General features: G+C 60.3%; 23 protein-coding genes. 8 read left to right on the top strand and 15 right to left on the bottom strand.

The window, feature by feature from the left end; translation table 11 throughout:
- Position 1 precedes the first annotated feature (1 nt).
- The 5 genes from GH266_RS12580 to GH266_RS12560 form a co-directional block, all read right to left on the bottom strand.
- Positions 2–634 (bottom strand): DsbA family protein, encoded by a 633-nt coding sequence (locus GH266_RS12580; protein ID WP_036589035.1) that lies wholly within the window; start codon positions 632–634, stop codon positions 2–4.
- Between the two features lie 74 nt (positions 635–708).
- Positions 709–1,395: a L,D-transpeptidase gene (locus GH266_RS12575; RefSeq protein ID WP_036589038.1), complete on the bottom strand. Its 687-nt coding sequence runs from the start codon at positions 1,393–1,395 to the stop codon at positions 709–711.
- A 485-nt stretch (positions 1,396–1,880) separates the two neighbouring features.
- A complete protein-coding gene (locus tag GH266_RS12570) occupies positions 1,881–2,888 on the bottom strand; it encodes a L,D-transpeptidase family protein (RefSeq protein ID WP_036589040.1) in 1,008 nt (335 codons plus the stop codon).
- Between the two features lie 590 nt (positions 2,889–3,478).
- Positions 3,479–4,129, bottom strand: a complete 651-nt coding sequence (locus GH266_RS12565) for a transglutaminase-like cysteine peptidase (protein WP_036589042.1) — start codon at positions 4,127–4,129, stop codon at positions 3,479–3,481.
- Positions 4,130–4,280: 151 nt separating this feature from the next.
- A complete protein-coding gene (locus GH266_RS12560) occupies positions 4,281–4,682 on the bottom strand; it encodes a copper chaperone PCu(A)C domain-containing protein (protein ID WP_036589045.1) in 402 nt (133 codons plus the stop codon).
- Between the two features lie 255 nt (positions 4,683–4,937).
- Between GH266_RS12560 and GH266_RS12555 the strand changes: the two genes are divergently transcribed.
- Positions 4,938–5,351: a MerR family transcriptional regulator gene (locus tag GH266_RS12555; protein ID WP_036589046.1), complete on the top strand. Its 414-nt coding sequence runs from the start codon at positions 4,938–4,940 to the stop codon at positions 5,349–5,351.
- A 3-nt stretch (positions 5,352–5,354) separates the two neighbouring features.
- Here the strand turns inward: GH266_RS12555 and GH266_RS12550 are convergent, their stop codons facing one another.
- Together GH266_RS12550 and GH266_RS12545 are read right to left on the bottom strand one after the other, a co-directional pair.
- Entirely contained in the window at positions 5,355–5,882 is a 528-nt protein-coding gene (locus GH266_RS12550; RefSeq protein ID WP_199270308.1) for a hypothetical protein, read from the bottom strand.
- 18 nt (positions 5,883–5,900) lie between these two features.
- Positions 5,901–6,833, bottom strand: a complete 933-nt coding sequence (locus GH266_RS12545) for an endonuclease/exonuclease/phosphatase family protein (RefSeq protein WP_036589051.1) — start codon at positions 6,831–6,833, stop codon at positions 5,901–5,903.
- Between the two features lie 188 nt (positions 6,834–7,021).
- Between GH266_RS12545 and GH266_RS12540 the strand changes: the two genes are divergently transcribed.
- The 7 genes from GH266_RS12540 to GH266_RS12510 all read left to right on the top strand — a co-directional run bounded on the left by GH266_RS12540 (position 7,022) and on the right by GH266_RS12510 (position 13,965).
- Positions 7,022–9,271, top strand: a complete 2,250-nt coding sequence (locus GH266_RS12540) for a heavy metal translocating P-type ATPase (protein WP_036589052.1) — start codon at positions 7,022–7,024, stop codon at positions 9,269–9,271.
- 13 nt (positions 9,272–9,284) lie between these two features.
- Entirely contained in the window at positions 9,285–9,947 is a 663-nt protein-coding gene (locus GH266_RS12535; protein WP_155269264.1) for a class I SAM-dependent methyltransferase, read from the top strand.
- A 26-nt stretch (positions 9,948–9,973) separates the two neighbouring features.
- Complete coding sequence (locus GH266_RS12530) at positions 9,974–10,429, top strand: pseudoazurin (RefSeq protein WP_036589054.1); 456 nt, start codon at positions 9,974–9,976, stop codon at positions 10,427–10,429.
- A 665-nt stretch (positions 10,430–11,094) separates the two neighbouring features.
- Entirely contained in the window at positions 11,095–11,598 is a 504-nt protein-coding gene (locus GH266_RS12525; protein ID WP_051517904.1) for a copper chaperone PCu(A)C, read from the top strand.
- Positions 11,598–12,212 carry an SCO family protein gene (locus GH266_RS12520; RefSeq protein WP_036589059.1) on the top strand — a complete coding sequence of 205 codons (615 nt, stop codon included), beginning with the start codon at positions 11,598–11,600 and terminating at the stop codon, positions 12,210–12,212. Before GH266_RS12525 ends, GH266_RS12520 begins: the two co-directional genes overlap by 1 nt.
- 56 nt (positions 12,213–12,268) lie before the next feature.
- A complete protein-coding gene (gene tlpA, locus GH266_RS12515; RefSeq protein ID WP_036589143.1) occupies positions 12,269–12,955 on the top strand; it encodes a thiol:disulfide interchange protein TlpA in 687 nt (228 codons plus the stop codon).
- 41 nt (positions 12,956–12,996) lie between these two features.
- Positions 12,997–13,965, top strand: a complete 969-nt coding sequence (locus tag GH266_RS12510; protein ID WP_036589061.1) for a LysR family transcriptional regulator — start codon at positions 12,997–12,999, stop codon at positions 13,963–13,965.
- Here the strand turns inward: GH266_RS12510 and GH266_RS12505 are convergent.
- Genes GH266_RS12505 through trbE form a run of 8 tightly spaced genes read right to left on the bottom strand, consistent with a single transcriptional unit; the run spans position 13,959 to position 22,091 of the window.
- Complete coding sequence (locus GH266_RS12505) at positions 13,959–14,246, bottom strand: DUF2274 domain-containing protein (protein ID WP_036589063.1); 288 nt, start codon at positions 14,244–14,246, stop codon at positions 13,959–13,961. The two genes, GH266_RS12510 and GH266_RS12505, sit on opposite strands and share 7 nt — an antisense overlap.
- Positions 14,246–15,421, bottom strand: coding sequence for a TraB/TrbI/VirB10 family type IV secretion system protein (locus tag GH266_RS12500; protein WP_199270307.1), 1,176 nt, complete (start codon positions 15,419–15,421; stop codon positions 14,246–14,248). Before GH266_RS12500 ends, GH266_RS12505 begins: the two co-directional genes overlap by 1 nt.
- Positions 15,418–16,443, bottom strand: coding sequence for a P-type conjugative transfer protein TrbG (gene trbG, locus GH266_RS12495; protein ID WP_036589069.1), 1,026 nt, complete (start codon positions 16,441–16,443; stop codon positions 15,418–15,420). Before trbG ends, GH266_RS12500 begins: the two co-directional genes overlap by 4 nt.
- Positions 16,440–17,129: a conjugal transfer protein TrbF gene (trbF, locus tag GH266_RS12490; protein WP_036589072.1), complete on the bottom strand. Its 690-nt coding sequence runs from the start codon at positions 17,127–17,129 to the stop codon at positions 16,440–16,442. Before trbF ends, trbG begins: the two co-directional genes overlap by 4 nt.
- Entirely contained in the window at positions 17,126–18,484 is a 1,359-nt protein-coding gene (gene trbL, locus GH266_RS12485; protein ID WP_036589076.1) for a P-type conjugative transfer protein TrbL, read from the bottom strand. Before trbL ends, trbF begins: the two co-directional genes overlap by 4 nt.
- 3 nt (positions 18,485–18,487) lie before the next feature.
- Entirely contained in the window at positions 18,488–18,775 is a 288-nt protein-coding gene (gene trbK-alt / locus GH266_RS12480) for a putative entry exclusion protein TrbK-alt (protein WP_036589078.1), read from the bottom strand.
- 20 nt (positions 18,776–18,795) lie between these two features.
- Entirely contained in the window at positions 18,796–19,572 is a 777-nt protein-coding gene (trbJ, locus tag GH266_RS12475; RefSeq protein ID WP_036589081.1) for a P-type conjugative transfer protein TrbJ, read from the bottom strand.
- Positions 19,569–22,091, bottom strand: coding sequence for a conjugal transfer protein TrbE (gene trbE, locus GH266_RS12470; protein ID WP_158194151.1), 2,523 nt, complete (start codon positions 22,089–22,091; stop codon positions 19,569–19,571). Before trbE ends, trbJ begins: the two co-directional genes overlap by 4 nt.
- Positions 22,092–22,100: the final 9 nt, after the last annotated feature.

Raw genomic sequence — 22,100 nt, 5'->3', positions numbered from 1 at the left:
CCTACTGGCCCGACGCTGCAAGTAGCGGATCGATGGTGTCGCTGAACTGCGCGACGCTCAGAGCACCCTTGTACATTTTGCCATTGATGAAGAACGTAGGGGTGGAATCGACGCCAAAGCCGCGCCCAACTTCTGCAACCGCTTGCACCTGCTGCATCAGTTCCTCATTCTGAAGGCATGCTTCGAACGCGGCTTCGTCCATGCCGGTCATGCCCATGACAGATTTCATGGCGCCTGTTCCGTCTGAGGCGCGGGCCCATGTCTCCTGGGTTCGATAAAGAAGATCGAGGGTCGGATACCACTTTTCGTCGCCCGCGCACCGCGCCAGCATGAAGCCGGCGGTGGAGCGCGGGTCGAACGGGAATTCGCGCATGATGAAGCGCACCTTTCCGGTATCGACATATTTCTCCTTCAGGCCGGGCCAGACGTCGATATGGAATGTTCTGCAATGCGGGCAGGTCAGAGACGCGTATTCGATGATAGTTACAGGTGCATCGTCGGTGCCGAATGTCTTGTCCGGCAGGGCCCCTGGCTCGAGAAGCTCCTGCTCGGTTGGCTGTGCAAATGCTAGTGGCGATGCAGCGCAAACCAGCGCCATGGCTGAAGTGCCGATGAGAAAAGTGCGACGTTTCATGGGTGAATCCTTTTGAAAGCCGGAGGCTACAAGCTCTGCCCGCTAGAGGTTCAAGTGATTTTTCGTGCTGACATCTAAGCGGTCGAACTGCCGCGGACGATCACCGGCGCGGGCGTCGAAACACGATTATAGAGGTCGATGATGTCCTGGTTGATCAGCCGGACGCATCCACTCGATACGGCTTTGCCGATGGTCCAGTATTCCGGCGAGCCGTGAATTCGATAAAGCGTGTCCACGCCGTCCTGGAAGATATAGAGCGCGCGTGCACCGAGCGGGTTGTTAAGCCCTGGATTCATGCCGCCATTGGCTGCGCTGTATTTCTCCAGTTCTGGTTGTCGCGCAATCATTTCCTCAGGAGGAGTCCACCGCGGCCAGCGCCGCTTGTACTGAATGACGCCAGACCCTGACCATGTAAAACCCTGACGCCCCAACCCCACGCCGTAGCGCATCGCCTTCCCATCGGGCAGCACGAGATAGAGGTGGAATGCGGAGGTGTTGACGACAATCGTCCCCGGCCGTTCGCCGGTCGGATCGTTGACGAGTTGACGATAGAAGCGACGTTTCACCTTGCTTAAATCGACAGCAGGGATTGGGTAGTCTTCCTCCGGCATCGCCCCATACATCCGGGCATATCCGACATCTACAGCAGGTTTTTCGGGTTCGGGAGTGGCTGGCGCAACCTGGATTGTCGCACAGCCTGGCAGAGCCACAGTTGCTGTCGCAGCCGCAGCCACAGTGAGAAGTTTGCGACGCGATAGCATCACGTCTTGATAATTCGAGCTCAAAGCTTCGCTCCTTATAGCTGACAATATCGCCGCGATTAGCGGTCGTACTGAAGGGCGAAGTGCGATACATTGCTCGACGGTCAAAGGCTTGCCCGCCGTCGTATTCACACCCCTTGCGTCTTGCTATCGGGGAGGTCGGAGTAAGCCGGAAATGCCGGCTGACTCCAAGCGGAACTCGCCAAAATCCCTGCATGGTTCGACAGTTGATGGCACCGAGGGATATGCGGAGTAGGCCATCAGTTTGGCGCAATGATCGTGACAGGATGACGGGAGGGGTTCCGGCGCGGGATTGTTGTCGTCGACCGCAGAGATTTCGGCGCTTTCTCCAGTATTTATGAAGAGATCTGATGAAACCAGGCTGCGCCCGTCTGTTGCCGGTGCTGCGATGGACGCGGCAGCGCTCAAATGCAGGGTCAGCAATAGAGCGGTCAGCAATGTCAGAAAGCCACGCAACATATCTGTCACTCGTCCGGAGAGTGCGGATCCGCGAGCGCTGCGTCGGGTCGGCTGACAGGCACAGAAGAGCGGGGTGATGTTCGCTTAGCCAACGCATCCTGACCGTTCCGCTCCAGCAGCCGGCGGAAGCTTGGATGCATCCCGCCGTCTACATAAGAATGCGCGGACAACGCGTTCCCGCTTGAAACCAGAAGGTCAGCTTGCCGTAAGTCAGTCTGTGTGCGCCCGGCTATCTCTGAATGAGGCGAATTGACGGGCGGAGGGCAGGCAGCCAGAGGGTTGCGTGGCTCGCCGCCTTCAAATTCCGTATCGACAACATATCGGCCGTCACAAGAAGAGATCTTTGGCTGACGACGGGTGACCTCGAAGCTGTCATAGCCGCGCTTCAGGTCGGTCCAGAATGCGAAGTTGGGATCCTCGCGATGCTTCGCCATGTTCTGCGGCGTCATGCGGAATGGAAATGCATGAACCTGAAAGGACTGTTGACTGCCCTTCAATGCCTCGCGCGCAACTGCATAAATCTCGGCGACCCCATCATCTGTTAGCGCATAGCATCCTGAGGAGGTGCAGGCGCCGTGCACCATCAGAGCGTCGCCCGAATACCCCAATGCCGCTTCAAGCCGGTTTGGGTAGCCCAGATTGAACGACAGGTAATATTGGGACGTGGGGTTCAGCATTCCCGCATTGACGTGATAAAATCCTTCTGGTGCCTGACGGTCGCCTTCGCGGGTCTTCGGACCAAGTCTTCCCGACCATCGGCACATCGGGTACGTCTTCAGGAGAGCGTATTTGCCGGTACGATCCTGTTTCCATATTTCCAGTTCGCTCTCCTGTTTGAAGATGCGGACAAGGATCGGCGATGCGGGAGACATCGACTTTCTTGACATCTCGGCGACGAGGGAGGCGGGAATAGGCTGGGCAGCCTTATTGTCCACATCCAGCACACTCGAGACGCAACCGCTGAGCGACATGACAACAAGGCCGATAGAAATTGCTTTGAGCGCATACAGCATGAAACAGAACCAGACCCGAGCCGCCAAGCGACGGAGAACACCATCCGTATTCTGTAGCTATCATAGTTAATGACCCGTTGCGCCTGACGAATCCGCGAGCGACACATCACCGCAGCGGCCCGCCTGTTACTCGCATCGCTCGAGGTTTAAAGGGAAAAACTCCGCTTGGGGAGTTTCTCATCAATTTGGAACGGTTAAGATTTTGGAACAACTGAGTAGTGAAGAAACGCAGCGACTCACTCGCTGCCGTTCAAAAATGAACATGGTCGTGCTTCTCGGGCTCGTCCTTTTCATCGCCGCTGTGTTCAGCTTCAGCCTGTATCACATACGAGTCGAGACACGTCCTCCTGTAGCGCTGTCGACGCAGGGGTAACATCTGGATCACCCAGCTTTGAATGGCCGGTTCCATTCTCCCGTGAAACAATGGACCGCAGTCTTGGGAGACATGCGGTTCAGTTAATGCTGATTTGTGTATTTTCGTTCTTTGCTCTGGGTGTCGCCGCTTACGGCGTTCTGACATTGGTGTTTGCTCTGGCGTGTCTGGTTCTCGGTCACAACTCCATGGAGATGATCTACGGAGATTTCGCCGTTTACTTCTTCACATTTGTCGCAGCTGTGGAAGGCGCCTGGCTGTTGCCGGACGATATAAGGAGTTCCTCGTCGGTTCGCAGGCTTACCCACTGGTTGAGGTTGCGCTGAGACTGGCGCTTGAGGAAGTAGATCTTCGCGTCGCTCCACAGCAGAACTTTCTGTTCAAGATTGTCGAGGATGAAGTCTCCCAACGACGTGACGACGGTGAGCACAGCGTGACCGCCGCCTTTGGCATCTCGTGCAGTCGTCAGCAGCAGCGCGCCCAGCGGATAGCCCATTTCGTTCAGTCGCTGGCGTTTGAGAAGGGCGTAGTCTTCGCAATCCGCTGCGTTGGTCGGGTATTCCCAGAATTCCTCTACGCCGTAGATTTCCATGTCCGTGAAGGCAGGAATGCTGTTCACTTCAGCATTGATGCGGACAACGTCCCTCCATGCGGGTCGCGTCAGTTCGATCATCGTGCCGCCCGCCCGGCGTGCACAGCGATCACTGTAACGCTGACAATAGTCATAGTAGCCATATGGCATCGAGGTAACCCCAAACGTCGTCATGTTATTGCGACCGGGTTGCGTGGGATTGTAATGCGCTGCGCTTGCCAGCGCTGCTGAGCAAAACATGAGAAAAGCAATTGCTGCGCCCCAGATAATCCTCATCGTGCGGTCTCCCCGATTGTTGACGGAGCGAACCTATGCGAAAATGGGAAAAATCAAATAAAATCAATATGATAAATTAGATTCAAATGTCTTGAAAATCTATCTGCGCTTTTTAGCGTTGCATTTACTGACCGACTACGGTGATCGCGTATCACTTGAACGGGGTATCTTGCTCGCCATGACGATGGTGGGTCAGGTCTCCTTTGTCCTGCACAATGTTGGCATTCATCGTGATGGAGCCGCCGCCTTCGAAGCGTAATGTGATTGGAATGGTATTTGGCCGGAGTGGATTGGCGACAAATCCGTCAAGCGCCAGATGAATTCCCGGTTCCACCATCTTCAGCTCGGCATGGCCGGGGATCGTTAGAACGCTGCTTATTCGCTCATGGCGGCCGAAGGTGTTTCTGGAAACCCTAAAGCCGGCGAAGCTGTCGCTTTCGACACTGACAAGGTTTTCAGAGGATGTCGTTCCGTTCCATATTGTCAGATACATCGTCGGCGACGAAGTATCTCCGGAGGAGATGAGCACCTCTGCATGCTCGATCTGAAGCACTTGCGATGAACTCTCGTGCGATACTTGAATTTCCCGAGCACCGGCGTCAGCTGTAAAACCAGGAACCAAAGCTATGCTCAGGAGGAGGTGATATAGGTTTGACTTCATGATTGCCCAATCGGAGGATTGCCAAAGATACAGGTATGCGTTTACCGACGATGATCACAAATAGTTCAGCGCGTCGGACAATATGCCCTGTTGCAGGGCGGCGAGGAGGACATGAGTCTGGGCTAAGAATGAAAAAGGAGACAACGTTTGCTGACTATTGGAGAGCTGTCAAAGCAGACAGGGGTGAAGGTCCCGACCATAAGGTACTATGAGGAAATGGGCTTGATGAAGCCCGCAGACCGGACGGAGGGCAACCAGCGCCGTTTTGAACCGTCGGACGGGGAACGCCTGGCGTTCATCAAGCATGCACGCGATCTCGGCTTCACTATTGAGGCTATCCGTGAACTCCTCGATCTTAGCGCTCATCCTGAACGTCCGTGTAAGGATGCTGATCAGATTGCCGTACGCCAACTGAATATGGTTCGTGACAAGATCGACCGACTGACGCGACTCGAGCACGAACTCGCCCGGATGGTCGGCACGTGTCACGATGGTCATATGAAGGATTGCTATGTCATCAGATCGCTCGCGAACCACGATCTCTGCACAACCGAACACTGACCATCAGGTTTGCGTGTCCGCATTGAAGCTGCAGTAATACGTAACTCGGTCCGTTTCGGCCGCACTCGTGGGAACACCATATAGCGTAATGGCAAGCGCAGACCCATCGCCGCTCTGCCTGATCGAACCCTTTATGATTTTCGCGGGATGTTCGTCGGGTATCAGGTCAAACGTGGTCTCATCGCCTTTCGTTTGCAGATTGCGAAGCTCGCCCGTGTCGTAGTCGCCTTCGGCCGAAAACGTCGTTTCCATCCTTGTTTGACTCAGGAACATGTAGAACTCCAAATCCGAGCCGAACGGCGCGCGTCCCCAATACCACGCCTCAGCTTTTTCCACGGAGGGACGGACACGCACAGTAAGATCGCGGCAATCGTCTGCGCCAGGAGCCGTGGCACCAGGATGGAGCAGAAAGACGCCGGTCGGCATGGCATTTGCGGTAATAGTACCTGCAATGATGGAAGCGGTGCCGGTCAGCAGAGACAACAATATTCGCGAGCGCACGAGATTTTTTCCTGGCAACCGTTTGATCAAGCGAAACAGAACCCAAATTTAGGGCAAAGAAATCCGCGCGATAACCGGAAGATGGTTCGATTGAAAGCGCGGTCCGAGATTGAGGCTTACAAGCCCCATGTTAGGCGAGATGACAATCCTGTCGATCGGTGTGCCTAGCGCGGGTATGTTGCCGAAGCGGGTGCTAAATCGAGTAGGTGACGGCCACCACGCGGATTCCGTAGTGCGGTAGCCAGTTTCTGCGAGAAAGTCCTGAAAAAAGGGCGACCAGGGTGGCATATTCCAGTCTCCAGCGATCATGACAGCTGCATCACCATCTTCCTGCTGCAGCGCTTGTGTCAGATCGCGAAAATATGCGGCCCGCTCTCGCCACATCGATGGTCTCCGCGGAGTTTGTGCGTGAACAGCGTAGAGAACCACCGGTCTGCCTTCGATCAGGAGCTCGAGCCTGAGCGGGTGCCGGCCTCCCGTGTCACGGCTTGCTGGCGAGACGACCTCCTCGCTGACGATCGGAAAGCGGCTGAACACCTTCATGTCGGTATTTGCCCGCAGGTCGCGGTTACTTTCGTAGCGCCATAATCCGCTGTCGACCAAGGCATCCTGCCAGATCGGCCGCGTTTCCTGAAGCACGATGATATCGCTCGAAGCGACTTCCGGGATCGCGAGAAACGGTCGTGGGTTGCGATTGTCCGACAGGACATTAGCGGAAACAATCGTGAACCGAACGCCGTCGGTTTCGCTGGCCGGGGCGGGCAGGAAGACGAAGGGAAAAATAGCAGCAAGAAGTGAGATTACAGCGCCCATCCGCGTAAGCCGGGATGGTACCAGCAGGCCAGTTGCGAACAGCCCTATTCCCGCAGCGAGAAGGTGTGGCCGAATGAAGTTGGCCATGTCCGCTGCCCACAAATCACGGGCAAGCAGGTGCGAACCGAGCTGGGCTCCAAGATAGATAACCTGCGCCAGAGCGACCATTGGAATTAAGAAGTCGACCAGACGACGACGGCAAACAGTCAAAATGCCCCCACGCTTTCTCTATTAAATCTGCCAACTCACGAACCTTTCGGTAAAAGTCAATAAGCAACACCAAAACGATAATTGCACTTGACCCTCTAGCCGCCTGAGGTTTTATAGATTTACTCCTGTATGACAGGAGACCAGTCATGAGTGCTGCTGAACGCCAGACCCGGTTCAGGGTCGAGGGCATGGATTGCGCAAGCTGCGCCGCGAAGATCGACACTGCGGTACGTCGCCTCGACGACGTCGCAGATGTCAAGGTTTCGGTTGTGGCCGGAACAATGACGGTAACCCATGGCGACCGCATTGAAATAGACGCACTCGCTAAAAAGGTTGGTAGCCTCGGATACAAGACCGTCCCGATTACCGCGATGGATTCTGCCGTCGCAACGGAAGGCGCGGTGCATCGTCACGGCCCTGGTTGTGACCATGATCATGCCAAGGGAGCTCACAATCATTCGAGTGAGAGCACCGGCCAGTCGGACGCCCTCGCGGGCCTACACGGGCACGATCACGGACCTTCCGAAGGGCCGTGGTGGAAAACCTCCAAGGCACGACTGACCATACTATGCGGGGCCGCGCTGGCGATCGCTTTCGGCCTCGCACAGCTTTACCCCCAGTCGCAGCCTTGGGGCTTCATCATCGCCATGGCGGTCGGGCTCATCCCCATCGCCCGCCGGGCGATTGTCGGAGCGATGAACGGCAGCCCGTTCACGATCGAGACATTGATGACCGTAGCGGCCGTTGGCGCGGTGATCATCAATGCCTCCGAGGAGGCGGCGGTCGTCGTTTTCCTGTTTCTCGTGGGTGAGCTTCTCGAAGGCATTGCAACCGGGCGTGCGCGCGCGTCCATTCGCGCTCTGGCGACACTTATGCCTAAGACGGCGCTGCTCGAGGTGGACGGTGCGACGAAGACCGTCCCGGCCGAGAGTCTTGCGGTCGACACTATCGTGATGGTGCGTCCCGGCGATCGTGTGCCGGCTGACGGTGTGGTGGTGTCGGGTGAGAGTGCTGTCGACGAAGCGCCGGTGACGGGCGAATCCGTGCCTAAACGTAAGGAAGAAGGCGACAATCTATTCGCCGGCACCGTCAATCAGGAAGGCGTGCTGCGGATGCGGGTGACGGCTGCTGCCGCCGACAACACGATTTCCCGTATAATCAATCTCGTAGAGGAAGCGCAGGAGACTAAGGCCCCGACCGAGCGCTTCATCGATCGTTTCTCGAAATACTATACGCCCGGCGTGATGGTGGTGGCTGCACTGATCGCAATCATTCCGCCCCTGGTCGCCGGCGCGGAATGGGGCACGTGGATCTATCGCGGCCTTGCGGTCCTGCTGATCGGTTGCCCGTGTGCGCTGGTCATCTCGACGCCGGCGGCAATCGCCGCCGCACTCTCAGCGGGCGCGCGACGTGGCTTGCTGATGAAGGGCGGCTCGGTGCTGGAGAATCTCGGCAAGGTAAACCGGGTCGCCTTTGACAAGACCGGAACCCTGACGGAAGGCAAGCCGAAGGTGACCGACATCATCGGTGTCGCAAGGGATGAACGGGAGGCCCTGCGCCTCGCGGCGGCGCTCGAGGTGGGATCGAGCCATCCTCTTGCCATCGCCATCCTTGCAAAAGCTGAAAGCGAAGGCGTGCCGCTGACCGCTGCGTCGGAGGCCGGTGCGGTTGGCGGGAAAGGAGTGGTTGGCACGCTCAACGGCGAAAAGCTGTTTCTTGCATCGCCCCGCGCGGCTGCGGAGGAGGTTCAGATCGATGCGGCGCTTGCCGACCGGATCGCCTCGCTAAACGATGAGGGCAAGACCGTTTCTGTGCTTCTTGTCGGCAAAGAGATTGCCGGCCTGGTCGCCATGCGTGACGAGCCGCGCGAGGACGCAAAAGAGGGTATCGCGCTTCTGCGCGAACTGGGCGCGGACTCTGTCATGCTCACCGGTGACAACACCCGTACCGCGAAAGCCATTGCCGCTTCGCTTGGAATGGAGGCCCGCGCCGAGCTGATGCCGCAGGACAAGCAGCGGATGATCGGTGAAATGCGGCATGAAGGCCGCTTTGTGGCAAAGGTAGGCGATGGCATTAACGACGCGCCCGCGCTTGCCGCCGCCGACATCGGCATTGCCATGGGCGGTGGAACCGACGTTGCGCTCGAAACGGCGGATGCTGCGATTTTGCATGGTCGGGTGAAAGACGTCGCGAACATGGTGTCCCTGTCGCGGCTGACAATGAACAACATCTGGCAGAACATCGTCATCTCGCTTGGGTTGAAAGGCGTTTTCCTCGTAACGACCGTGCTTGGGATTACGGGGCTTTGGCCCGCGATCCTTGCTGACACTGGCGCAACCGTTCTCGTCACCGCTAATGCGATGCGCCTTCTCGCATGGCGGGGAATCCGAACATAGGAAACGCTCGGCAGTGGTTCAGAGGTCGCAATATCTGACGTTTCTTCGCCGTTGGGTCGCTGATCCGCTGACGGTAGGGGCAGTCATGCCTTCCGGCCCGGCTCTGGCCGGGTTGATGGCAAACGCCGTCGGTTACACCAATGGAAAGGTTCTTGAACTTGGACCGGGCACAGGCGTTTTCACCGAGGCGCTATTGGCACGGGGACTTGTTCGGGAGCAACTCACCCTGGTCGAACTGGATGAATGTTTCGCAGATTTGCTCTCTGAACGTTTCCCCGGCATCAGGATTGTTCGAGGCAACGCCGCACGCCTGTCGGCGGCAGGGGTCGATAAGGCTGCAAAATACGATGCCATCGTAAGCGGTCTGCCACTTCTGTCGATGCCTGCCCGGACCATCTACAGGATCGTCCGGAGCGCGGCGCTCAGGCTTGAGCCGAGCGGCCACATGTTTCAGTTCACCTATGGCATACGGTGTCCTGTTCCCGCGGGCATCCTACTTAAATGCGGATTGAAAGCTCAATTGTTGGGAAGCATCATCCGAAACATTCCGCCAGCATCGATCTATCGCATCTCGCATTCGCTAACGCCGAGAGAGCAGGACGTTCCTCGCCTATTAACTGACGCAAAAATCTCAAACAACCTGACCGAAATGAGTCAGGCAAGGGGAACGAGTTAACCGCTAACAACATCAAGGAGTTTGATATGCTGACAAGACGCGAGATACTCGCAGGCGCAACTGCGCTTACGGTTGTGTCTGGGTTGTCTGCACGCGCACAGTCTGGAACTAACCACAAGGTCCAGATGCTAAACAAGGGAAAGAAGGGCCCCATGGTGTATGAACCGGACTTTGTTCGGGCAGCTCCCGGCGACACAGTGACATTCGTTCCTACCGATAAGTCTCACAATGCGGTTAGCATCAAGGAGATGCTTCCCGAAGGAGCTCAGGGGTTTGCAGGAAAACTCAATGAGGAAATCACCATCACTATCGAAAAGGAAGGAGTTTATGGTGTGAAATGTGCACCGCATTACGGAATGGGAATGGTGATGCTCATTTCTGTTGGAGCTCCTGTCAATCTGGGAGGTGCCAGAGCAGCCAAACACCCTCCTAAAGCAAAGAAGCTCTTTGACGAACTTCTGGATGCCGTTCCGGCTGCGTGATTCTGTCTGACAAATCGATACTGGATGGCAGCACAAAGCCTGAACCAAAGGAAGGTGCTGCCGTCCCGGTGCAGGGAACCTCTATAATCCTTTAGAGCTCTTGTTACATGGGATGCTCATTATGTCGTTTCATTCCGAGTTGCAGCCGATTGAGCGTTGCGACATGTCACATCGACGGTATTGACGGGGCCAGTTAAGCTTTTAGCCATGCAACTTGCACGCGGAATAAGAAGTGGATGCTGGATAACCGGTCTCGCCGTCGGCTTGCTTGCTTATGTCATCTTGCTTCAGGGCCTGGCGTCGGCTTACGCCAAGACGGTTATGTTTATCAGCCCGTCCGCACCAGGGTTCGTCATCTGTGCGCCGTCCGGCAACAAATATAGCAGCCCGGATAACCCGCTCGGGTTTCTCGGAAAGGACTGTTGCGCGGCACTTTGCAAGTCTGCCGCTTCATCAGGGCCGACGGTGCCTCCGGTATGGTTAGATCTGGTTGCGCTGATACCGCCTGGATCGCCCGGCGAGCTCATGAAGCCGCTCGAAAAGGGTGATCCGCCGGACATACTCGTCGTCCCGTCCCTCGGAGCGCGGGCGCCACCCTCATTCTTCATCTGACAGAAAATCGATCCGGCGCGCCCCTGCGCTCATTCTGTTGCATGGAGAAATCAATGCTCAAATATATCCGTATCCTCTCGGTAACTGCTGCCTTCGTCTCTGCATCCACAGCGTTCGCGCATGATTTTCGTGTTGGCGACATCGTAATTAATCATCCCTGGACACGTGCTACGTCCCCGGCAGCAAAGGTTGGCGGCGGATATTTCGACGCGGCCAACAACGGGGCCGTGACTGACAGGCTCGTGGGGGCCAGCTCTACCGCAGCATCGCGCGTCGAAATCCACAAAATGGAAATGAGCGACGGCATTATGAAAATGCGCCCGGTGCCTGACGGGATGGTCATTTCCGCCGGTGGCAAGATTGAGCTCGCTCCAGGCGGATACCATCTCATGCTGATCGACCTCGTCAAACCGATCAAAGAAGGGGACATGGTGCCAGTCACTCTTCAGTTTGAGTTGGCCGGTTCGGTGGAGGTTGAGTTCGCCGCCGGGGCCCTCGGACAGGCGCAATCGGATCATCAGGGTGGCTCCGCGTCATCGCATGATGGAGAAAACTGATGCGAGGGAGAACGACCGGACTACTTACGGCTGCGGTGCTTGCAGTCGGCATGGGCCTCGCAGCCGTTACTATCATCTCAAAGGAGCGACAACCGAATATTCAGTTCCGCAGCACTGGTGTCGCGACGGTGGGCGGGCCGTTCCAATTGGTTGGAACCGAAGGTCAGACAGTGACGGAGAAAGATCTGCTAGGCAAGCCGAGCGCAGTCTTCTTCGGCTTCACATATTGCCCGGATGTGTGCCCGACTACGCTGTTCGAACTGACAACATTAGCAAAGCAACTCGGTCCTGATGCGGACAAGCTTAATTTCGTGTTCGTCTCTGTTGATTCAGAGCGCGATGGGCCTGAGCAAATGAAGCAGTATCTCGAGGCGTTCGATGACCGCATAATCGGGCTTACCGGCACCGCCGAACAGATCGATTCCGTCGCAAAGGCATACAAGATCTACCATGCGAAAGTCCCGCTTGAGGGTGGTGATTATACGATGGATCACACGGCCAGCGTTATCCTCATGGATGCGGAAGGAAGGTTTTTCGGCACCATGGACTACGAGGAAGAAGCGAGCGTCATGCTTTCGAAGTTGAAGCGCCTGATCCGTCAACGGGATGGATAAATACTGATCAGCGCTCGTGGCGTAATGGCGAATCAATGACCGGGAGGTTGCTACAGATGGCAAAAGACAACGCCGGGCCGTCTACCGGTGTCTGGATAGTTTTAGCTATGGTTGCTGGAATGTTGGCCGGACTGGGTGGCATTTTTGTATCAGGCGGTTTTTCCGATGAGAGGCAAAAGAGCGTCGCTGAAGCGGCGGTATCGGATAGTTGCTCAGTTTCGCCAGATCAGTTGACGGCGATAAGGAGTGCTTCAAAGGGCGCGGTCGCGGCAATGCTTACGACAGAAAAGCCGCGATCTATGCGTGGAATGACATTCAGTGGGCCGGACGGATCACCAGTAAGCGTCGGCGACTTCGAGGGAAAAACGCTGCTGATTAATCTCTGGGCGACATGGTGCGCTCCCTGTCGTGAGGAGATGCCGGCGCTCGACGCACTTCAAAATGAAGTGGGAGGCGAAAAATTCGAGGTTATTGCCGTAAACCTCGATACCGGCGGAAATGACAAACCGCTAGCTTTTCTCAAGGAAATCGGGATCGACAATCTTAGATACTATAGCGAACAGACACTGTCCCTCTTCAACGGCCTTAAGAAACAGGGCTTGGCGCTGGGCCTGCCGGTTACGTTGTTGGTCAATGGAGACGGGTGTCTACTCGCCCATATGAACGGTCCGGCCGAATGGGCGAGCGAGGATGCTGTCTCATTTATAAGGACTGCGATGGGAGCGGCCAACGAGGAAACCTAGCGCGAACGAAGGGAGAGGGACACGAGGGAGGATGCCCGGCGATGGAGAAATCGAACGCGCCACGTTGGGAGCGGCCTGTACGTTGGCCTTCGGACGGACTTCCATTTGATATGAGGGCGTTGCGCTATGTCCTCGCCGCTGCCGAGCAGATGAGTTTTTCCGGTGCCGCCGGCGCCCTTGGAATGAAAGTGTCCAGCGTCAGCCGTCAGGTACGCAATTTCGAGGATGCTATCGGCATCTCCCTGTTTGAGCGCTCCACCTCCGGGGTGCGCCTCACCGATGCCGGCAGCCAACTGCTCGATGACATCATTCCTGTTCTTCAGATGGCGGAGGCCGTCCTGCAACGCGCCGGCGCCGCAGGCAGGGTCGAAGAGGGCACGGTCAAAGTCGGGATTATCACCACACTTGGTGGCGGATTCCTTCGCGAACTGATCGCGACCTATCGTCAAAGCTATCCGGGTGTCAGGCTCGTTATATTCGATGGCGGGCGACAGGATCATCTGCGCGCGATCCGTGCGCGGCAGCTGGATGTCGCGTTCTTTACCGGCAACGCGCCGCTTGCCGGTTGTGATGTCGAGGAGTTCTGGCGCGAGCGGGTCCATGTGGCCATGAGCGCCGAGCATCCGCTCGCGGACAGCAATGCCGTGGACTGGCCGCAACTGCGGCAGGAGCAGTTCATCGTCTCGAGTATGGAGCCCGGTCCGGAGGTCCATGACTATATCGTGCGCCGCATCGCCGATTACAGCACCTATCCTGATGTGAGCTATCGTCAGGTCACGGTCGAGACGCTGATGCACATGGTCGCCATTGGCGAGGGCATCACGCTGGTTTCCCAGGGCTGGACCAGCATGTCCCATGCTGATCTGACCCTGCGTCCGTTGACCGCGAACGAGGACATCGTGCCGTTCAGCGCCGTCTGGTCACCCTCAAGCGACAATCCGGCCCTGCGGCGCTTCCTGAGCTTCGCGCGGGAACTGGCCGTCAAGCAGCAAGGCCGGCGTGCTCAATGATCGGTGTCGGCCGGATTCGTCCGGCCGACCGCGCCAGGCTGGCCTCCGGTCGTGGGTCGTGATTTACCAACAGCCCTGGCCTTGCGGCTCCGCCAGCCGCGATCCGACCGCAGGAAGGATTCGAGCATGTGGGGGATCAGGGTTGCGGTATCGACCTCGCCATAGAGCCGGCCATATTCGGCGGCGTAGAGGTCGAGTTCCTCCTTCAGTGGCTCCGGCAGCGAGACGGTGATGCGCACCACGCCGAGTCTGGGCAATGGACCGAGTTTGAGATTGCTCATCAATGCGCTCCATAGGGTTCGAGGACCAGATCGCGGGCGATAATCACCCGCAGCGGGTATCCGGGCCGGATGGTCAGTGTCGGCTCGACCTGTAACTGGCGCTGGACGATCTGCTGACCGGCCTGGTTGATGGTGTCCTGCGCGCCGTCGCGGATAGCGCGGATCAGGCGATCCTCTTCGCTGGTTGCAAGCTCCGCGCCGACCGCGAGGAGCGTTGAGAGGCCGGCGGCCTTCATCAGATCCCACCACTGATAGTCTATCCCATCTTCGAGGCCAGCATAGCCGGAGACGTCAGCGCCCGGCTGGCGTTCCAGCACGATCGAGCGGCCGTTCGGGAAGATCAGCCGGTTCCACACCAGCAACACCCTGCGCTGGCCGAAGGTCACGCCGGCGTCGTACTCACCGATGATGCGGGTGCCCTGCGGAATGAGGAGCAGCGCGCCAGTCGGGGAGTCATAGACATTCTGCGTCACCTGGGCCGTGATTTGTCCTGGCAGGTCGGAACGGATGCCGGTGATCAGCGCGGCAGGGACTACCGCGCCGGCCTGAAGGATGTAGGGCGACGCTGGCGCCATGACACGATTCGTCGCCACGGTGCGCCGATCCACTTCGGCATTGAGGAAGGCAAGGTGCCTGTCCTGCGTTCCGGCACCCGTCAGGCCGGACATGCCCGGAACGGCCGGGATCGAGGGCGAAACAGTGTTCTGGCCGGCCCTGATCTGGAAGAATATTTCGCTGGTGCGGGCCGCTTCCAGATATGCAAGGCGGCGCTGCTCCTCGGGATCGGCCGCGGGAACCGGCATCGGGGTCGCGGGAATAGGCTGGCCTTCCTCGCGCGCCCGCAACACTGGCCCACCGAGGTCACCCGGCAGCGGCGGGCCGAGGGCCGGCACGTCGCCATAGCTGCCGGGAAGCCCCTGCAAGCCATCTGCGGTCTGGCGGCGATCGGTCGAGATCAGCTCCTCGGGCTGGCCACCGCGATCGACGCCCTGAAGCGCATAGATCAGTGCGCCGCCGATGCCGATACCGGCGACCAGGCCGGCGCCGAGCAGAACCTTGCGCGAGATGCGGGTGACGCGCGGCGCTTCGGCGCGCAGGCGCATGGAGCCCGCCTTGTCGTCGACCGCTCCGGCCAGCTCCATCCCGTCCTCCTTCCGGCCTTCGGTCTCACTCATGACGGCGCTCCTCCCGTTGCCGTGGTTTGTCCGCTGGTCGCGGCCGCGGTCTGGCCGGGCTGCACCCGCACGATTCTGACGGTCTGTTGCCGGTTGCCGGAGCCCAGCCGCAGCTCGGCCGCGCCGAAGAGGCGATCGACAATGAGAACGTTCTGATAGATGCGGCTATTGACGATCTCGGGCTCGCCGTCCGAGCCGATGACGAACAGGGGCGGCATCTCGCCCTGGATGATGCCGCGGGGGAACACGACATAGACACGGCGGCCATCGTCGAAGACAGTGATCGGCCGCCATGGTGGGTTGTCGCCGGAGAGGCCGTAGCGGTAGTTTCGCGCAGCCTCGGCCGGAATGATCGGAGCGGCCGGCGCGGTCACGCGCTGGGTCGCAGGCGGCGTGGGATAGGCCCATGCGACCGCAGGCATCCACGTCTCGTCGCTGGCCCGCAATTCGATCAGATAGGTGCGGCGGTCGGTGGTGATGACGAGATTGGTCGAGATGTCGGCACGGGTCGGCTTGACCAACACATGGACGCGCCGCGTCGTTCCCGAACCGCTCTCGGTATCGCCGATAATCCAGCGGGTCGTGTCCCCCGCCGCGATCGGCCCCGCGCCGGTCAGGCTTTCGCCGGGTTCGAGCGCGATCGTCGTGATTTGTCCGACAGCGGCATAGACCTGAAACAGCGCGCCTTCGCTCCAGGGGTAGATCTGGATGGCATTGTAATAGCCCTCCCGGCGCGGCTCGACGCGCGCGGCCGCATTGGCGTTGCCGACCTGTCCTGTTGGTGTGCTCGCTGCTGCTCCGCCGCGCGCGACCGTCCAGGCCGGAGGCGTGTGGAGCGGCCTTGGGGTGTCGTTGGTCGCCGAGGTTCGCACCACGGGCAATGGGGGCACGTTATCGTCGTAGCTGAACTGCGGGGTCCGATTGGTCGCGCATCCGGCGAGCGCTGTTGCTGCAAGCAGGCAAGCCGCCATTGCGGGTTTACGGAAAGCCGGATGTCCGGCCCTTGCTGAATTTCTGGTCATTGAGTCATCTCCCGCGACCATGAGACCGCGTTGACGTAGATTCCGAGGGGATTGGCGCGCAGGCGCTCAGCGGTGCGGGGCTGCTGGAGGACGATGGTGAGGATCGCTGTCCAGCGCTCCGTGCGGGAGAGCTGGCCGTTCTCGTAGCGCTGTTCGGTCCAGGCGACCCGGAAGCTGTCCGGCGAGGCGCGAATGACGCTGGAGACCTCGACCGAAACCTGTTCGCGGCCGACGCGGGTGAACGGATCGTTCGACCTGGCATATTCGTTCAGTGCGACGGCGCCTCGGTCGGTGGTGAACTCGTAGGCCCGCAGCCATGCCTGGCGCAGAACGATGGGGTCCGATGGCAGGCCACGCACCTGTTCGATGAAGCGGGCGAGGTGCCAGGCGACCTGCGGGTCGGTGGGCCGGTAGTCCGCGACGGCGGACTCGACGGTTCGGGCTTCCCCGTGGCGGTCGATTTCGACCACCCATGGAACGACGGTGCCTCGGGCCGATTGCCAGACAAGCGCCGAGGCGAAGCCGGCCGACAATATCAGGCAGCCAAAGGCCATGAAGCGCCAGTTGCGGGCCTGCACGCGCGCCGAGCCAATGCGCTCATCCCAGATTTGGGCTGCCTTCTGATAGGGCGTGACGGGTTCCGGCGTCTTGCCGAAATGGGTGGTGGGGCGTTTGAAGATGTTCATGTGCGGTCGCTTTCGGAAAGGCTGATGGAGGCGCCGCCGCCGTGACTGTCACCGGATCGGACGGCATGGGCGGCGGCCGAGGCGCCGTGACTCAGAGCCTGGCTGCGGCGCATGCGTTGCGCCCAGGCTGGCGCTCCATCGGAAGACGGAGTGCTCGCCGGGCTCGACGAGATGCCACCACCGATGGTTCCCATGGAAGAACTGCCACCGGTGTGCTCGAACCCCGCCTTAACACCGGCGTCATGGCTGGATTTGAGGCTGTCAGCGGCTCGGGAAGCCGCGCGTTTCAGGGGAGAGACGGCGGCGGTTACACCGGCACGCGCAACACCGCCGATACCGGCCGCAACGCTGGCCGCGCCGGTATCGCCCATCGAGGAGAGTGTATAGGCAGAGGATGCTGCGCCGGCGGCCGTTGCGCCGCCACGCGCCAGTGCCGCACCACCGGAAAGAGCGGCGGCTCCACCGCGCGCGGCCAACATGGTGGCGCCACCCGCCGCGACGGCAGCGCCGCCGACAGCGAGGCCGGTTCCGACCGCAGCACCGGCACTGAGCTGCGGGCCGCCGGAAACGAGGCCGGTTGCGATGCCCGGCCCGAAGATGCCGAGGCCGAGAAGGGAAAGGGCCGCCAGGACGATTGCCATGGCATCGTCGATTGTTGGCGTCGCGCCGCCGAAGCCGGCGGTGAATTGTCCAAAGAGGGTGGAGCCGATGCCGATGATGACCGCCAGGACCAGCACCTTGATGCCGGAGGAGATCACGTTGCCCAGCACGCGCTCGGCCATGAACGCGGTTTTGCCGAACAGGCCGAAAGGAATGAGGACGAATCCCGCCAAGGTCGTGAGCTTGAACTCGATCAGGGTGACGAAGAGTTGGATCGCCAGGATGAAGAAGGCGAGGATCACCAGCGCCCAGGCGAAGAACAGGCAAAGGATCTGCACGAGGTTCTCGAAGACCGCGATCCAGCCCATAAGGTCCGAGATGGATTCGAGCAGCGGCCGGCCGGCATCGAGGCCGGTCTGGGCGACGCGGCCCGGCCGCAGGAGATCGGCGGTCGAAAATCCAGTGCCGGAGGCCATGAGGCCGAGGCCGGCGAAGCTCTCGAACACGATTCTGGCGAGATTATTCCAGTTGGAGATGATGTAGGCGAAAACGCCAACGAAGAGGGTCTTCTTTACCAGCCGGGCGATGATGTCATCATCTGCGCCCCAGGCCCAGAAGAGAGCAGCCAAGGTGACGTCGATCACGATCAATGTCGTGGCGATGAATGCGACCTCGCCACCGAGCAGGCCGAAGCCGGAGTCGATGTAGCTCGTGAAGATGCCCAGGAAATTGTCGATAACGCCGGTTCCGCCCATCGCTCAGGGCCTTTCGTTGGGAGCGGGTGTCGCCGGCGCAGGTGTGCGGCCGAGGAAGCGGTCGCGGGTCTGCGACCAGACGCGCAGACACTCGGCATCATTGGCGGCGGCTTCGCCAAGCCCCTGGCAGCGGCGTTGCTCTGTGCGCAACGGATCGACTGGCGATTGAATAGCGGGGGCGGCCGGCACTGGCGCGGCGGTCTCCTCGCGCGTCATTTCGATGATTGTCGCGGTGATGGCGACGGCGACGAATATGATGGCCGCGATCCGGGCCAGCACCTTGCCGTCCATGATGTCCCCCTTCCGGCCTGTCAGTTGTTGAACATGCTTGCATTGCCCGGCTGGTAGCCGGAGCCGGGCGTCAGGAAGCGTTCGCGCTGGATGCGGCCCTGCTCGGCGGCCGTGGCGCGTTCAGCCTCGGACAAGGCGTCGGCCCGGCCATTGGCCGAGATCACGGCAATGAGGTCGGAGAGCTGCTGGCTTTGCAGCGCGAGGAGCTGGTTGCCGGCCTGGGTCGCCTGAAGCGCGCCGGTCGCACCCTGGCTCTCGCCGACGAGGGCCGACATCTGCGAGCGGTTGGTGTCGATGTTGCCGACCACCCCGGCCTGGACACGCATCGCGTCCTGCAAGCCGCCGACGGTGGTTTCCCAGCGGCTGCGCGCATCGGCGATCAACTGGCTGTCGGTGGCCGAGAGGGAGAGCTTGCCGTAGTCTTGCTGGAACATGCTGTCGATCGACTGAACGTCGAAGGCGATGTTCTGCGCCTCTCCGAGAAGCTGCTGGGTGCGCTGCACATTCTGCTGGAGCGCCTGAAGCGAGCTGAAGGGGAGGCTCGCCAGGTTCCTCGCCTGGTTGATGAGCATCTGCGCTTCGTTCTGGAGCGACGTGATCTGGTTGTTGATCTGCTCCAGCGTCCGCGCGGCAGTCAGAAGGTTCTCGGCATGGTTGGTCGGGTCGTAAACGATCCGGCCGAAGCCGAAGAGGGCGTGGGCCGGCGTGGTGAAGACCGGCGAAAGCGCCATCGGCGCGGCAAGGGACAGCGCGAGCAATGAAGCGCCGGCGAGACGGGGAAAGCGGTGTCGGGTCATGGCATGATCTCCTCTGGGTCGAGTTCAAGGGCATCGGTGAGGTCGAGCGCCGCCGCGAGCACCGCGCCGGGCGCGAGGGGCTCCGCAGCGGCGGTGATGTTGGTGAGGTTGGGAATGAGATCGGCCGCCCATTCGACGCCGCGCGCCGTGAGCCATGCAGCGAGGAAACCGTCGCGGCCATGCTCGGCGAGGATATCGGCGATCAATGCCTGGTCGGACTTGGAGGACGCCGCGCAGAGCGCGAGGCCGACTTCGGACAGGCCCAGCTCGAACAGCCGGTTTCCCCTGCGGCTTTGGCAGTAATAGTCCCGTTTCGGGATAGCGCGGGCCAGGATCTCGATTTGCCGATCGTTCAGCCCGAAGCGCCTGTAGATGGCCGTGATCTGCGGTTCAACGGCACGGTCGTTGGGCAGAAGCAGCCGCGTCGGGCAGCTTTCGATGATCGCCGGCGCGATGCTGCTCTTTTCGAGCTGTGCGAGCGATTGGGTCGCAAAGACAACGCTTGCGTTCTTCTTGCGCAGCGTGACCAGCCACTCGCCCAATTGTTTGGCGAAGGCCGGATCGCCGAGCGCAAGCCAGCCTTCATCGATGACGATCATGGTCGGGCGGCCGTCGAGGCGATCGGCGATCCGGTGGAAGAGATAGGCGAGGACGGCTGGAGCCGCGCCGGTCTCCAGCAGCCCTTCGGTTTCGAAAGCGACGACAGAGGCTTCGCCCAGGGTTTCCGACTCGGCGTCGAGCAGCCGGCCGTAGGGACCGCCGATGCAATAGGGTTGGAGTGCGAGCTTGAGATCGTTGGACTGGAGCAACACCGAGAGGCCGGTGATCGTTCGTTCCTCGACGGGAGCCGACGCCAGCGACGTGAGGGCGGTCCAGATATGCTCTTTCGCCTCGGGCGTAGCGGATACGCCTTCGCGCGCTAGGATCGCTATGATCCAGTCTGCGGCCCATGCGCGATCCTGCGTCTGCTCGATGCGGGCAAGCGGCTGGAGCGAGACGGAAATCTCGGCGTTTTCGGTGAGCCGTCCACCGAGATCGTGCCAGTCACCGCCCATGGCAAGGGCGGTTGCCCTGATGGACCCGCCATAGTCAAAGGCGAAGACCTGCGCGCCCTCATAACGACGGAATTGCAGGGCCATGAGCGCCAAAAGCACGGACTTCCCAGCGCCGGTGGGGCCGATGACTAGGGTGTGGCCGACATCACCGACATGAAGGGAGAACCGGAACGGGGTGGAGCCTTCGGTCCTGCCATACAGCAGCGGGGGTGCGCCGAAGTGCTCGTCCCGTTCCGGCCCCGCCCACACGGCGGACGAAGGAACCATGTGGGCAAGGTTGAGCGTCGAGACCGGAGGCTGACGCACATTTGCGTAGGCGTGGCCCGGCAGGGAGCCGAGCCAGGCGTCGACGGCGTTGACCGTCTCGACCATCACGCTGAAATCGCGGGACTGGATGACCTTCTCGACCAGCCGCAGCTTCTCTTCGGCGCGGGCGGCATCGGCGTCCCAGACCGTGACGGTCGCGGTGACATAGGCGATGCCGGCGATGTCCGCGCCGAGTTCCTGTAGCGCCAGGTCGGCATCGGCAGCCTTGTTGGCGGCATCGGTGTCGACGAGCGCCGATTGCTCGTTCGTCATCACCTCTTTCAGAATGGCGGCGATGCTCTTGCGCTTCGCAAACCACTGGCGGCGGATTTTCGTGAGCAGCCTGGTCGCGTCCGTCTTGTCCATCAGAATGGCGCGGGTCGACCAGCGATAGGGGAAAGCCAGCCGGTTGAGGTCGTCGAGCAGGCCGGGCGTGGTGACGCTCGGGAACCCGGTGATTGTGAGGATGCGCAGATGCGCGGCGCCGAGGCGCGGTTCGAGCCCGCCGGTCAGCGCCTCGTCGGCGAGCAGCGCGTCCAGATAGATCGGGGTCTCTGGCACACGGACGCGGTGCCGTTTGGTCGAGACGGTCGAATGAAGATAGGTCAACGTCTCGGCGTCGGTAAGCCAGCGGCACTCGGGCATGAAGCCGTCGAGGAGCGCCAGCACGCGATCGGTGCGATCGACGAAGCCGCGCACCAGCTCCCAGGGATCGACGCCGGAGGTCTCCCGGCCTTCATAGAGCCAGCTTTCGGCGCGGGCGGCGTCCTCCGCGGGTGGAAGCCAGAGGAAGGTCAGATAGTAGTCGGAGACGAAGTGGCTGCCTTCCTCCTCGAAATCGGCCTTGCGCTCGGCATCGACCAGCGCGGATGCCGGATCGGGAAAGACGTCGTTCGGATAGGTGCCAGCCTCGGACCGCTGCGCCTCGACGAAAATGCACCAGCCGGAGCCGAGGCGGCGGAAGGAATTGTTGAGGCGCGCGGCGACGCCGACCAGCTCGGCTGCGACTGCCGAGTCGAGATCCGGCCCGCGGAACTTTGCGCTACGCTGGAAAGAGCCATCCTTGTTCAAGACGACGCCCTGACCGACCAGGGCCACCCAGGGCAGGTAGTCGGCGAGGCGCGCGGCGGTACGGCGGTATTCTGCGAGGTTCATCATCGCCTGCGC

The organism is Stappia indica, assembly GCF_009789575.1.
Classification (GTDB): domain Bacteria; phylum Pseudomonadota; class Alphaproteobacteria; order Rhizobiales; family Stappiaceae; genus Stappia; species Stappia indica_A.
This window is presented reverse-complemented; position numbering and strand designations above follow the sequence as displayed.

Bases quoted from the DNA above. Each gene is read 5' to 3' on its own strand.
- GH266_RS12580 (WP_036589035.1), bottom strand. From the start codon at position 634: ATGAAACGTCGCACTTTTCTCATCGGCACTTCAGCCATGGCGCTGGTT.
- GH266_RS12575 (WP_036589038.1), bottom strand. From the start codon at position 1,395: ATGCTATCGCGTCGCAAACTTCTCACTGTGGCTGCGGCTGCGACAGCA.
- GH266_RS12570 (WP_036589040.1), bottom strand. From the start codon at position 2,888: ATGCTGTATGCGCTCAAAGCAATTTCTATCGGCCTTGTTGTCATGTCG.
- GH266_RS12565 (WP_036589042.1), bottom strand. From the start codon at position 4,129: ATGAGGATTATCTGGGGCGCAGCAATTGCTTTTCTCATGTTTTGCTCA.
- GH266_RS12545 (WP_036589051.1), bottom strand. From the start codon at position 6,833: ATGGTCGCTCTGGCGCAGGTTATCTATCTTGGAGCCCAGCTCGGTTCG.
- GH266_RS12540 (WP_036589052.1), top strand. From the start codon at position 7,022: ATGAGTGCTGCTGAACGCCAGACCCGGTTCAGGGTCGAGGGCATGGAT.
- GH266_RS12530 (WP_036589054.1), top strand. From the start codon at position 9,974: ATGCTGACAAGACGCGAGATACTCGCAGGCGCAACTGCGCTTACGGTT.
- GH266_RS12525 (WP_051517904.1), top strand. From the start codon at position 11,095: ATGCTCAAATATATCCGTATCCTCTCGGTAACTGCTGCCTTCGTCTCT.
- GH266_RS12520 (WP_036589059.1), top strand. From the start codon at position 11,598: ATGCGAGGGAGAACGACCGGACTACTTACGGCTGCGGTGCTTGCAGTC.
- tlpA (WP_036589143.1), top strand. From the start codon at position 12,269: ATGGCAAAAGACAACGCCGGGCCGTCTACCGGTGTCTGGATAGTTTTA.
- GH266_RS12510 (WP_036589061.1), top strand. From the start codon at position 12,997: ATGGAGAAATCGAACGCGCCACGTTGGGAGCGGCCTGTACGTTGGCCT.
- GH266_RS12505 (WP_036589063.1), bottom strand. From the start codon at position 14,246: ATGAGCAATCTCAAACTCGGTCCATTGCCCAGACTCGGCGTGGTGCGC.
- GH266_RS12500 (WP_199270307.1), bottom strand. From the start codon at position 15,421: ATGAGTGAGACCGAAGGCCGGAAGGAGGACGGGATGGAGCTGGCCGGA.
- trbG (WP_036589069.1), bottom strand. From the start codon at position 16,443: ATGACCAGAAATTCAGCAAGGGCCGGACATCCGGCTTTCCGTAAACCC.
- trbF (WP_036589072.1), bottom strand. From the start codon at position 17,129: ATGAACATCTTCAAACGCCCCACCACCCATTTCGGCAAGACGCCGGAA.
- trbL (WP_036589076.1), bottom strand. From the start codon at position 18,484: ATGGGCGGAACCGGCGTTATCGACAATTTCCTGGGCATCTTCACGAGC.
- trbK-alt (WP_036589078.1), bottom strand. From the start codon at position 18,775: ATGGACGGCAAGGTGCTGGCCCGGATCGCGGCCATCATATTCGTCGCC.
- trbJ (WP_036589081.1), bottom strand. From the start codon at position 19,572: ATGACCCGACACCGCTTTCCCCGTCTCGCCGGCGCTTCATTGCTCGCG.
- trbE (WP_158194151.1), bottom strand. From the start codon at position 22,091: ATGATGAACCTCGCAGAATACCGCCGTACCGCCGCGCGCCTCGCCGAC.